Source organism: Hymenobacter negativus (genome assembly GCF_017571495.1).
Classification (GTDB): domain Bacteria; phylum Bacteroidota; class Bacteroidia; order Cytophagales; family Hymenobacteraceae; genus Hymenobacter; species Hymenobacter negativus.
The window spans coordinates 140908-153811 of record NZ_JAGETZ010000017.1 but is presented as its reverse complement, the minus strand read 5'-3'; the positions used below and the strand labels follow the sequence as shown (position 1 = coordinate 153811).

The window sequence follows — 12904 nt, the reverse complement described above, 5'->3', positions numbered from 1 at the left end:
GGCCGGGTTGCTCACGTCGAACACCTGCAAGCTGTTGCCGCTGTAGTTTGCTACGTAGGCCGTGCTGCCGCTCACGGCCACGCTGACGGGGAAGCCACCCGTGCTCACGCTGCTCAGCAGCACCGGGCCGGCCGGGTTGCTCACGTTGAACGCCTGCAAACCACTGGCGCTGACTACGTAGGCCGTGCTACCGCTCACGGTCACGCCGCTGGGGAAGCTGCCCGTGCTAGCGCTGCTCAGCAGCACCGGGCTGGCCGGGTTGCTCACGTTGAACGCCTGCAAGCTGTTGCTGCCCTGGTTCACCACGTAGGCCGTGCTGCCACTCACGGCCACGCTGTAGGGGAAGCTGCCCGTGGCCACGCTGCCCGCTGCGGCGGTGGGGAGGATTGTTACCGGCCCGGCAGTGCCGTACACGGGCGCGTTCACGCCGAGGGTGCCGTCGGGCAGCACCACGGGCAGGCGGGTGTCGGGGCCGCTCAGGCCGCGCACGCGCAGGTTGCCGTTCACGTCGAGCTGCTGCGTGGGGGCGGTGGTACCGATGCCCACCTTGCCGGTCTGAGCGTGGGCGAGGCGGGGGGCGGCCAGCAGCGCAAGGGCGGCCAGCAGGACAAGGAGGTAACGATGCAACATGCGGCGCAGCCAAAAGATGAAGCCGGCGCGGTGGGCACTCGGCCCGGCAAAGGTCCGGCGGCATCGCCCCTGCTTTTGTCGCATTTTGATGCGACAGACGAAACCTAGTGAGCCTTGCACTCTGCCGGACCGCGCCAGCCACCCAGCTGCTCAAAAGCGAGAGCGCCGGGGGCCGGGGGCTGCAAACCAGGACCCACCCGTGGGTCCCGGGCATGGATTATCACACGGTTCTTTGCCCGCAGTGAAAACGTGTGTGAACCAAGCCGTCACACAGGTTTCCACTGCGGGCAAAAAACTGTGTGAACCAACCCGTCACACAGGTTTCCACCTCATACTAAAACCTGTGTGACGGCCGTTGCAGCCCCGGTTGGCCTTCGCTGCACCCAGCTTCTTCATTCGTCCCCGCCATGTCTTACTCGGCCCAGCTCCGCGCCGTGCGCGCCCACTACGGCTTTAGCCAGGCAGGCCTGGCCCCGTGGCTGGGCCTGGGCCGGGCCCAGCTGGCCAGCATCGAAACCGGCCGCGAGCAGCTGCCGGCCCGCGCCCGCCCCTGGCTGCGCCCGTGGGTGGCCGCCCTGGCCGAAGCGGAGGCCGAGGCCGCCCCACTTCCCGAAGCGGCCCCGGCCTTGCCGGAGCTGGCTGTTGCCCACACCGCCGTGCGGGCCCGCTGGGCCGAGTGCCACTACCAGGCCCGGCGCCTGGGCCAGCAGCTGGCCGCCCTGCGCACCGCCCACCGCACCGCCGCCCGCCGCCTGGCCGCCGGCCCCCTGCTGCAAGCCGCCCTGCCCGCCCCGGCTTCGGCCGAGCCCCTCCCCCTGGCTCTGCGCCGCCGCTGGCTGGCCCGCCTGCTCGAAGCCGCCACCGATACCCTGGCCCCCGAGGCGCCGGGCAGCCCCCTAGCCGCGCTGCTGGAGGCCCACCGCCAGGGCTACCTGCACGAAGCGGCGTGGCTGGCAAGGCAAAGCGGCGGCTCTTTCTGACGGGAGGCCGTGAGCCTCCCATCAGAAAGAGGTATTGGCCCCCGTGTCCAAAAAAATAGTTTACCCCAACTATATACCAGCATTCCTACCCCGGCGTTGGCAGGCAGAAGCTGCGCCGGGCAGCCGCGTTTTCTCTTTCATTTTTACGATTTTACCACGTAAGCTCATGAATTATCCCGTAGAGTTATTGCTCACCCGTGCCGACTGTGACGCCGTGAAGGCCGACACGCAGGAAGACATCGAACGCACCGAATTCCGCATTGCGGCCACCACCCGCTCGGCCACGCTGCAAACCAACGAAGCCACGGCCGACTCGGCCGAAATAAGCTCCCTCACCGACCAGATTGCCCCGCTCGAAACCCGCGTGGCCGCCATGCCCCTTGGCGACGCCCGCACCAAGGAGGAAATCCGCCTGCGCGGCCTCAAGCGCGACCGCGAGAAACTACAGGACGAGCAGCTCGGCGGCCAGGGCGGTCGGGGTGCTTTCCGCCGCAGCCGGGAGCTGGATGCGGCCCAGCGCCAGCTCGCCGGCTACCAGGACTGCCTGGCCCAGGTGCAGGTCCGCCACGACGGCCTGCCCGCCTAGCTTGCGCCTACCTTTCCTTCCCGGCACCTAAAAAAAGCCCCCGGCCAGCTGGCCGGGGGCTTTTTGCTACCCTCGTGGCGGGCAGAGCCCCTGCCCTACTCCACCGTCAACTTGATGGACCGGGTGCCCACGCGCACCACGTACACACCGGCGGGCAGCCCGGCCGGCAGCACCAGCGCCGCCGTGCCCGAAGCGTCGGCCGTGGCCGAAGTCACGGGGCGGCCCAGCGCGTCGAACACCGTGACCGACGAGCCGGGGGCCGCGCCCGTGAGGGTGGCCGCGCCGTCGTGCGCCGGGTTGGGGAACAGGGCCAGGCCGGCGGCCGCGCCCGCCAGCGCCACGGTACGCACGGGCGAGTAGCTGGCTGTGCCGTCCACATCTACCTGGCGCAGGCGGTAGTAGGCGGTGAGGTGGTGAAATAGTGAGGTGGTGAGTTTTTCGTCCCGGAAGGCATAATCAGTCGGGCTGGCTTTGGTGCCCTGGGCCGCTATTTCGCCAATCTTATTGAACGCGCGGCCATCGGTGCTGCGCTCTACTTCGAAGCGGGCGCTGTGCTGCTCGCTGGCGGTGGCCCAGTTCAGCAGCACCGCTTCGCCCTTGGCCTCAGCGGTGAAGGCCGTCAGCGCTACCGGCAGGGGCGCGGCGCTGCCGGTGAGGTAGAACTCGGAGAAATGGTCGGCCACGGTCACGTTGCTCACGAACCAGGTCACACCGCTGCCGGGCGTGCTGGCGGTAGCCATCAGGGTGCGGTAGTCGCCGGTGGCGCTGTTGTTGGCCAGCTGGCAGTCCTCGTTGGGGCCGCTGTACTGGGTGGCTTTCAGGTTGGCGTAGCTCACGCTCGCATCGGCGGCTTGCAGGCGGGTGAACTCGGACGTCAGGCCGTAGAAGCGCAGGTTTACCGTCTGGCCGGTGAAGGTGTTGCCGCCGCTGGCCGTGAGGCGGAAATTACGGTCAAGGTACTTGCGGCCCCGGCCGTCCTGGCGCACGGCGCTGGCGCTGCCGGTGGCCTGAAAGCTCACCGTCACGTTGCCCAGGGCGGCGCGGGTGTCTTGCAAAGCGGCCACTACCGCGCCGGTCGGGGCCAGCAGGTAGTGCCAGCTGCCGTCGCCAGTGGCCGCGTAGGCCGTGGTGGTCAGGCAGCTGGTGGTACTGGCGTACACGCCCAGCACGGTGAAGGCTGGGCTGCTGGTGCTGGTGCCCCCGCTGGTGCTCACCACGATGGGGCTGCTGCCCAGCGCCGCGCCGGCCGGCACGGTAGCCGTGAGCGAGGTAGCCGAGTTATACGTCACGCTGGTAGCTGCCACCCCGCCGAAGCTGACGGTGCTGGCCGCCGTGAACCCCGTGCCCGTGATGGCCACCGGCATGCCCGCCAGCTCGGCGCTGGGGCTGACGCTGCTGAGCGTGGGAACCGGCAGGGAGAAGCCTGCGCTGCTGGCCGACCCGCAGCTGGCGCTCACGGTGGTGGTACCGGTGGGTGCGGCCCCGGCCGGCACCACGAAGCTAAAGCCCGTATCGGTGAGGCCCGTCACGCTGGGCAGGGCATTGGCCCCGTTCACCGTGAGCGCGCTCAGGCCCAGCAGGCCCGCGCCCGTGACGGCTACCGTGGCCCCCGGCACCGCGCTGGCCGGGCTGAAGCTGTGCAGGGCGACGCCGTTGAACACCAGCACCGGGCTGGTGCGCGGGCTGGTGCTGCCATCGCCCACCTGGCCGTTGTCATTGGCGCCCCAGCCCCACACCGCCCGGCAGCTGCGCTCGCCGGCCAGCTGAAAATCACCCGCCACGACGCTCGTCCAGTCGGTCCCCGTGCCGAGTCGCGTCGGCACCGACTGCGCCGTGCCGGCCCCGGCATTGCCCTGGCCCAGCTGGCCGACGTCGTTGTTGCCCCAGGTCCAGAGCGACCCATCGGCCCGGACAGCGGCGGAGTAGTTGTTGCCCGATTCGACGCTGGCCCAGCTGGTAGCCGTGCCCACCTGCACCGGGCTGTACTGGTCGCTGTTGTTGCCGTGCCCCAGCTGGTACGAGTAGCCATCGCCCCAGCTCCAGAGCGTGCCATCGGCCTGCACGGCCAGCGACTGGAGGGCCGCCGCCGCTACGCTCACCCAGGCCGTGCCGGTCCCCACCCGCGTCGGCACGTACAAATCGGTGCCGCCACCGGCATTGCCCTGCCCCAGCGCCCCGTACACGTTGTAGCCCCAGGCGTAGAGGCTGCCATCGGCCCGCACCGCCAGGGTGTGGGCGCTCCCCGCCGCCACACTCGTCCAGCTGGTGGCCGTGCCCACCTGCACCGGCGTGGCGTGCGCCCCAATATCGGCGGAGCCTCGCCCCAGCTGGCCGGAGGAATTGTAGCCCCAGGTCCAGAGCGTGCCATCGGCCCGCACGGCCACCGTGTGGTATTCGCCCGCCGCCACGCTCACCCAGCTAGTAGCCGTGCCCACCTGCACGGGGGCCGCCTGCGGCGTCGTATTCCCCGTCCCAAGCTGCCCGTAGGTATTGTTACCCCAGGTCCAGAGCGTGCCATCGGCCCGCACCGCCGCGGTGTGGGCGCGCCCCGCCGCCACGCTCGTCCAGCTGGTGGCCGTGCCCACCCGAACAGGGCTCAGGCGCTGGGAAGCACTGCCGTCGCCCAGCTGCCCGGCGGTATTGTCGCCCCAGGCCCAGAGCGTGCCATCGGCCCGCACCGACACGGTGTGGCTGTAGCCTGCCGCCAGTGGCTGCACCCGCCAGAACAGGGCCGGGCCCACGGGGCTGGTGCCAGCGCCGTTGGTGACGGTGATGGGCCCGCTTCGGGCACCGGCCGGCACCACCACGCCGGTAATCCGGGTACCGGCCGGGTTCACGGTGAAGCCCGTGCTGATGGTTTTCACCCCGGCCGCGCCGGTGAAGCGGATGCTGGTGGTGCCCGTCAGGTCGGTCCCCGTCAGGGTCACGACCGTGCCGGGCCCGCCCATCGAGGGCGCCACGGCGGTAAGCGTGGGCGGCACCGTCACGGTAAAGGGGCTGCCGCTGGTAGCCGTGCCGCCGGGCGTGGTCATGCTCACGGGGCCCGTAGTGCTGCCCGCCCCCACCGTGAAGGTGACCGAAGTGGCCGAGGGCGTGCCCGTGATGGTACCGGCCACGCCATTTACCCGCGCCGCCGTGGCGGTGCTCAGGTTGGTGCCCGTCACGGTGACGGTGGTGCCCGTCGGGCCGCTGCCGGGCGTGAAGCTGGTGATGGTAGGCGCCTGGGCGTGAGCCACCCGCCCCACCAGCAGGAGCGGCAGCAGTGCAAGGGCCAGCGCCCAGGACAGAGGCCGGCGAATGGAGAACGAGGGTAATAGAGCTTTCATCGAGCAGGAAATGGTTGCACCGGCAAAAATACGGCCCTACGGCGCAGCTTATCGCATCGCGCTTGTACCCTGTTCAGGGGACAATACTGCCCCAATCGGGTACAACTGGCCCCGCTGCCCCGCCGGCCCTGACCACAAAAAAAGGAGCCGACCACTGGCCGGCTCCTTTCCGAGCAGTTGTAACAGAAGCGAAGGGCTTACTCTACGGTCAGGCGCAGCGCCTTGGCACCCACGCGCACCACGTACACGCCCGCCGGCAGCCCGGCGGGCAGCACCAGCGCCGCCGTGCCCGCCGCGTCGGCCGTGCCCACCGTCACGGGGCGGCCCAGGGCGTCGAATACCGTGACTACTGCACCAGGCAATGCGCCGGTGAGCGTAGCCGCACCGTGGGAGGCAGGATTGGGGTAGAGGCTCAGGCCCGCAGCCGCGCGCGTCAACGCCACCGTACGAACCGGAGAATAGCTGAACGTGCCGTTCAGGTCCACCTGCTTCAAACGGTAGTAGAGCACGGCCGCGCCGGTGGGCAACTGGCCATCCAGCAGCTCGTAGACGTGGGGGCTGCTGCTACCAGCCGCCGCCACCGTGCCGATGCGGGCAAACGTAGTGCCGTCGGCGCTGCGCTCCACCTCAAAGGATTTGCTGTTCTTCTCCGAGGCTGTCGTCCAGCTCAGGGCCACGGCGTCGCCCTGAGTGCGGGCCGTGAAGTCGACCAGCGTCACGGGCAGCGGGTTCACGTTGAAGTCGCCGCCGGCCGTGAAATCGGAGAAGCCCGACACGCCGGTGCGGCTGAGCACGGGGGCGGCGTTGCTGCCCCTGGTGGGCACCGGGGCGCCCACCAGGGCCCAGTCGGCGCTGGGGTCGGCGCGCTTCAGCAGCACGAGCTGGGTGTAGTCGAGCACGCCCAATACGCCGGTGAAGGTGAACGTGGGCGTGTAGGTGCCACCGGCCAGCCCATCGCCTGCCGCCACGCGCCAGTAGCCGCTGGCCGAGGCCTTGTTGATGGTGATGCCATTCTCGGCGAGGGGCAGGCCCTGGTTGCCGGAGGGCAGCACGATGAACTCGGCCGTGAGCGAGCCGCCCGCGGTGGGTGCCGTGGTGAAGTCGATAGTAGCCGGGCGCAGCTGCGTGGGCGTGCCCACCGGGAAGGTGCGCGGGCCGGTAGTCGCAGCAATCCAGCGCTTAAAGGGGCCAACGATAACGCCGGTGTTGGTGGCCGTGGCATCGAGGGTGCCGGTCACAGTAGTGTTGCTGCCCAGTGTGAGCAGGTTGGCAGCCGTGCTCGTCACCGCGCCCTGCTTGAGGCTGAGCGTGCCAGTTGCCGTTAGGGCCTGCGACAGGGTGACGCCGGTGGGGTTGTTGAACGTCAGCGTCGAGCTGGTGTTCACGATAGCTGGGAAGCCCGTGCCGGTGACCTGGGCGGCGGTGCCGTTGAACTCGAAGCTGGTATTGGTCGCGAAGGAGCGGGTGCCGGTGACCTGCACGTTGCCGGTGGCCGTGCCGGTGGCACTGATGCCGTCGGGGCTACCCAGGCGCAGGCCGGTGCCGGCCTGGGTGGTAAAGGTGCCGGTGCCGGCGAAGCTGCTGGTGCCCAGGTCCAGGGTGCTGCCGGTGTTTACCTGCACGTTGACTTTGCCCGTGACGGTGCCGGGGCTGCTGAACGTTTGCACCCCGGCCTTGCCGAACACCAGCTTCGGGGTGGCGCTGGCCGTATTGCCGCTGCTCACGGTGCCGGCGTTGTTGAAGTTGCCGTTCACCATCACCAAGCCGCCCGAGTAGAGGAAGGTGGGGTTGAGGTCCGACAGCACGTTGAACGTGGCCCCGCTGGCTACGCTGACATCGCCGGCTATCGTGAGGACTCCCGTGCGTATCGAGTTAAGCGCCGTGCCGCTGGCCTGGGCCGCCGCGAACGTGCTGTTGCCGTTGAGCTGGAAGCTGCCCAGCACGTTAATCGTCGTGCCGCCGGTGGTGTTGACTCCGCCGTAGCTGCCGATTACGTTGGTGCCCGCCAGCTGCACGTAGCCGCCGCTGCGGTTGCCACTGCCGTCCACGCTGCCCAGCGTGAGCGTGGCCGTGCCCGATGACCCGTTGTACAGGCGCAGGGTACCCAAGCCCGTGCTGCGCACCGTCAGGGTGCCGGCCACCGGCGCGTTGTTGGCACCAGTAAGGAGGTACGGCTGGGGACTGGCAGCAATCCCGGCGGGCAGGCCGGTGAGGTTCACCTCCAGGTTCTGTAGCGTCTGGTTGAAGGTCCAAGCGAAGAACTGGTTCATTATGCCCCCGGCCAGCTCCAGTGTCGCGCCGGCGCCCCAGGTGGCCGTCGGATACGTGCAGGGCGTCGTCGTGGCGTACTGCACCAACCGCGCGCCGCTGCCAACGGTCGTCGTCGCGGTGTTGATGCCCTGGTTAGCCGGGAGGGTGCTGCCCGTGTTGAGTACCAGCGTCCCGTTGACCAGCAACGCGTTGGCACCGGCCACACTGATGGTACCGAGGTTGAGGCTGGCGCCCGTCACCGCGTCGGTCCCGGTGAGCCGGCCAATGGACAGCACCCCGCCCGCGTTCACGGTCATGGTGGCACCGGTGGGCACGGTCAGGGTTTGGCCGGCCAGCGTGTTGAGCACGCCGCCGCTCTCGACGGTGGTGGTTTTGGTGCTGGTGGCGGCGGCTACCGTCACGGTGTGGCCGTTGCGCACGTTCACCGTGCCCATGAGGCTGCCGCTGGGGGCCACGGGGGCAGCGGCCCAGCCGGTGCTGCCGTCGTAGGAGGCTTCCCAGGTAGCAGGGTCGCCCCAGTTGCCGGTGGCCACGCTGCGGAAGTAGGCGGGGGCTACCACGGCCTGCACGGTGTAGGTGCGGGTGGCGCTGCCGTCTTCCGAAGTCAGCACGACCGTAGCCGTGCTGCCCACGCTCAACGCGCCCGAAGCCGCGCCGCTGGTCACGGCCGTGCCGTTCACCGTGATGTTGGTGTAGGCGTTGCTGGCCGTGGGCGTGAGGGTATAGGTGCTCGTGCCAGTGGGCACGTACAAGGTGTAGGCCAGGGTAGCGGTGGCAAAAACAGGCGACATCTGGCCTGCCGAGGCCGTCAGGTTAGTCAGCAGCGCATCGGTGCCGATGGTGTGGGTGCTGATGACGGGCGAGTAGTCGCCCTGGCCGGTCACGCTGGCTTTCTCGGCCCGCACCCGCAGGTAGTAGTTGGTACCGTTGGTAAGGCCCGTGGCCGCCACGCTGGTGCTGCCGTAGCCCGAAACGGGGAACGACGCCCCCCCCGAGGCAAAGGTGCTGGACGCGGACACGTCGAGCACGTAAGCCTCCACTTCGCCGGCCGCCGGGGCCGCGCCGTTGAGGAGCGGAGCTGTCCAGCTGGCCGTGAAGCCGGTGCCGGTGCTGGCCGAAGCCGTCAGGCCGGTGGGCTGCAGCAGCGCGTAGCTTTCCACCCAGTTGCTGGTGGTGTTGCCGCTGCCCAGGTTGAAGTTCGTGAGCGTGCCGTAGCTGGCGTTGGCCGACTGGTCGGTGAGAGTGGTATAGCCCGTGTTGTTGCCGCTGGCCGCGCCTTGGTCGAAGTTATAATACGCCACCAGGCTGGCGGGCACGGCGGGGCTGGTGCTCGTCATGTCGGCCAGTACCTGGGCCGGGGTCAGGGCCGTGCTGTAGATGCGCACCTCGTCGAGCCGGCCGTTGAACTGCTCGTTCAAAGTGAGAGGTGGAATGCGCTTGCCGATGTTCCAGTCGAAACCAGTGGTATTGAAGGCCGCCGGAGTATTGCTGATGTCGAGCACGCCGTCCACGTACAGCTTCAGGCTGGTGCCGTCGTAGGTGGCCGCCACATGGTGCCAGTGCCCGTCGTTGATGACTTTAGTGCCTGATAGGTCGTTGCCTTCGCCCACGTAGTACGCTTTGCCACCGATTACCAGGATGCCCGAGCGCAGGTTGCTGCTGGCCGTGCCGTAGTTGACGATAACGCCGTTGGTGGTTTGCGTCGTCAGCACCCAGGCTTCGAGGGTGCGGGCAGCGTTGCCCTGGGGCAGCTGCGGGTTGTTGCCGGTCACGTAGTCGTCGCTCCCATCCAAGGCCAGCGCGTTGCCGGGCGGCGTCATCGGCGTGAAGGGGGCCCGCACCCCAGTGGCGCTGTACGCGCCCTGGCCGGTCACGCTGGTTTTGTCGGCCCGCACGCGGTAGTAATAGGTCTGGGCCGGGTCGAGGCCCGTCACGGTCTGGCTGGTGCCGGCCACCGCGAAGGGCGAGCCGGCTACCAGCAACGCGAAGTCGCGGCCGGTGGCCACGTCGAGCACGTAGTTGCTCACGGTGCCGATGGCCGGGGCCGTCCAGGTGGCCACGAAGCTGGTGGCGGCGTTGGCGGTGGCAGCGGTCAGCGCGGGCACCACCAGGGCGTAGCTTTCCACCCAGTTGCTGGTGGTGTTGCCGCTGCTCAGCGCGAAGTTCGTGAGCGTGCCGTCGGCCAGTGTGGGGCTCTGGTCGGTGAGGGTGGTGGCGCCCGCGTTGTTGCCGTAGGCAGTGCCCTGGTCGAAGTTGTAGTACAGCAGCAGGCTGGCGGGCACGGTGGCGCTGGTGCTGGTCATGTCGGCCAGTATCTGGGCCGGCGTCAGGGCCGCATTGTAGATGCGCACCTCGTCGAGGCGACCGTTGAAGGGCTGATTAAACACAGTAGAGCGGCCAATCTGCAAGGACTCGGAGGTCGTAACCGGCGACGAGTTTGCGGAGAGCGGCGCGGCCACGCCGTTCACGTACAGCCGCAGGGCGGTGCCATCCCAGGTGGCGGCTACGTGCGTCCAGCGGTTTTGCAGAATGGCGGCCGTCGCCTGCGCATAGGGCCGGGTGGAGGTGCCCATCCCGCCCGGCCACACTTCGGCAAGTAGCAACCCGCCCTGTTGTAACACCAGGTTGTAGTCGCCGCCCTTGCGGATGATGGAGTTGACGGCCCCCAAGTTGGTGCTGTACACCCAGCTTTCCAGCGTGAAGCTGCCCTTGCCCAGGTTGTTGAGGCCGGGCGCGGCGCTCACGGCCACGTAGTCGTCGCTGCCGTCGAAGGCCAGCGCGTTGCCGGGCGGCGTCAGGGCCGAGGCCGTGCGCACGGTGCCGCTGGCGTAGGCGCCCTGTCCGGCCACTGCGCCGGAGGTTTTGTCGGCCCGCAGGTGGTAGTAGTAGTTGCGGTTGGGCAGCAGCCCGCTCACGGCCTGGCTGGTGGCGCCGGCCGCCGGGCTCACCGTGCCGGCCACGGTGGCGAAGGTGGGCGACAGCGAGTAATCCAGCACGTAGCCCGTCACGGTACCCACCAACGGGGCCGTCCAGTTGGCCGTGAAGCCCGCAGTCGTAACGGCGGTAGCAGCAGCCAGCGTGGGCACCACCAGGGCGTAGCTTTCCACCCAGTTCGAGGTGGTGTTACCGCTGGCCAGGCTGAAGTTGTTCAGCGTGCCGTCCTGGTAGTTGGTGGTGCGGTCGGGAAGGGTGGCCTGGCCGGAGTTGGCGCCGCCGGCCGTGCCGGCGTCGAAGTCGTAGGCGGCCACCAGCCCGGCCTGGGGCAGGGCCGGCCAGCTGGTGTAGGCCGCCTTCATTTGGGCGGCCGAGCGGGCCACGTTCCAGATACGCACCTCGTCGATGCTGCCGTTGAAATACTCACCGTTGTTGGTTGAGCCGATGCGCAGGTTGCTGGGGCTGGGCACCGTGTGGCTGCCGGGCGTGTCGCTGCCCACGGCCACGCCGTCGAGGAAAATAGTGCGCGTGGTCCCGTCGAAGGTGGCGGCCACGTGGTGCCAATGCCCGCTCAGGTCGGGCGTGGTCACAACTAGGTCGGGGCCCCACCAGTAGTTGATGATGCCTGTCGGCGACAGCCGCAGCGCGTTCACCTGGTTGCCGACGCCCCAGTTGCCCCAGCCGATGATGCCGTACACGCCCATGGCGTTGGGCTTAATCCAGGCTTCCAGGGTGTAGGTGCTATTGCCGGTCGGCACGGGCGTGGTGTTAAGCAGGGCCACGTAGTCGTCGCTGCCGTCGAAAGCCAGGGCGTTGCCGGGCGGCGTCAGTCCGCTGGCCGTGCGTAGGTTAAATACGTCGCGCGAGTAGGCGCTCTGGCCGGTCACGCTGGCCTTATCGGTTTTCAGGCGCAGGTAGTAGAGCGTGTTCACGGTGCGGCCCGGCACGACGCTGCTGCTGGCCGAGCCGGCGGGCGTGAGCGTGGTCACGCCGGCTGAGAAGTCTGCCGTGGTCGACACGTCGAGCACGTAGTTGCTCACGGTACCCACCGGTGGGGCCGTCCAGCTCACGTTCAGGCTGGTGCCGCTGGCGCTGCTGGTGGCGGCCAGGCCCGTGGGCTGCATCAGGGCATAGCTCTCCACCAGGTTGGAGGTGCTGCCGCTCAGGGCGAAGTTGTAGAGCGTGCCCACGAAGGTGGAGCAGCCGCCACAGCGGCGGGGCACCGGGTTGGGCTCGGTGGTCTGGCCGGCGTTGTTGCCGCCGGCCGTGCCCCGGTCAAAGGTGTAGTTCATCAGCAGCCCTGCCTCCGTGGGGAGCACTGGGTTGTTGAAGAAGGTCTTGATTTCGGCCGCCGAGTGGGCCACGTCCCAGATGCGCACCTCATCGATGCTGCCCTGCCAGAGGTCTTGGTTACCCTGGAGGCAGCCGACGTAGGTCGACGAAAAATTGGTGTAGCCCCCGGTCCGGGAGCCCTCGGCCACGCCGTCCACATACAAGGTCATGTTGTAGTTGATGCCGCCGCCCATCACGGCCGCTACGTGGTGCCACTTGCCGTCGTTGATGAGGGTGGTGCTCACCAGCTCATAACTGGTGTTGGCGGTGTTATAGGACCGAAAGCGGGCCTTGCCCCCGTACATCCCCACCATGAAGTTTGGGTAGTTCGAGACAATGGTGCCTCCATCGCCGGTGGCGGCGTTGGTGGTGCGCACCCACGCCTCCACGGTATAGTTGAAGTAGCCAGTGGAGCTCGACGTGACGATGTAGTCGTTCACCCCGTCGAAGTTTAGGGCGTTGCCGGGCGGCGTCTGGGCCAGGGCCGGCAAGGAACCAAGCAGCAGCAACAGCCAAGCTAGCGCCAGTCGCGGGAAGCCCGGAGTAAAAATTATTCTCATACTAAAGCAATGGAATGGGATATTTGCGGCAAAGGTCCGGTTTGGATAAACACGGCGTTATGACATAAAGATGTTGTTTTTCAACCTTGGCATAATGTCAAAGCCGCCGCTCCGGGTGGAACGACGGCTGCTGCCGGGGCGGCAACGACGGCGGTGCTTTAACTCCACCGTCGGGCGCAGAGGCTGGCTGCCGGCACGCACCACGTACCGGCAGCGGCCGGGGCGACTTCCACCGCAGCCGGGAGTGGATGGGGCCCAGCGCCAGCTCGCCCTGATGCCCTGACG

The 12904-nt window shown here is 68.4% G+C and carries 5 protein-coding genes; 2 read left to right on the top strand and 3 right to left on the bottom strand.

Going from position 1 to position 12904, the window contains the following annotated elements; all coding sequences use genetic code 11:
* A partial coding sequence (locus J4E00_RS25790; protein ID WP_208178228.1) for an LVIVD repeat-containing protein occupies positions 1 to 630 on the bottom strand: 630 nt, incomplete at its 3' end.
* Between the two features lie 407 nt (positions 631 to 1037).
* Between J4E00_RS25790 and J4E00_RS25785 the strand changes: the two genes are divergently transcribed.
* Positions 1038 to 1610, top strand: a complete 573-nt coding sequence (locus J4E00_RS25785; protein WP_208178227.1) for a helix-turn-helix domain-containing protein — start codon at positions 1038 to 1040, stop codon at positions 1608 to 1610.
* A gap of 166 nt (positions 1611 to 1776) precedes the next feature.
* The gene (locus J4E00_RS25780) at positions 1777 to 2196 is read left to right on the top strand and encodes a hypothetical protein (RefSeq protein ID WP_208178226.1); all 420 of its coding nucleotides are present in this window, start codon (positions 1777 to 1779) and stop codon (positions 2194 to 2196) included.
* A 95-nt stretch (positions 2197 to 2291) separates the two neighbouring features.
* On the opposite strand, the gene J4E00_RS25775 is transcribed toward J4E00_RS25780, so the two are convergent.
* A complete protein-coding gene (locus tag J4E00_RS25775; protein ID WP_208178225.1) occupies positions 2292 to 5522 on the bottom strand; it encodes a T9SS type A sorting domain-containing protein in 3231 nt (1076 codons plus the stop codon).
* A 197-nt stretch (positions 5523 to 5719) separates the two neighbouring features.
* Positions 5720 to 12619, bottom strand: coding sequence for a LamG-like jellyroll fold domain-containing protein (locus tag J4E00_RS25770; protein ID WP_208178224.1), 6900 nt, complete (start codon positions 12617 to 12619; stop codon positions 5720 to 5722).
* Positions 12620 to 12904 lie beyond the last annotated feature (285 nt).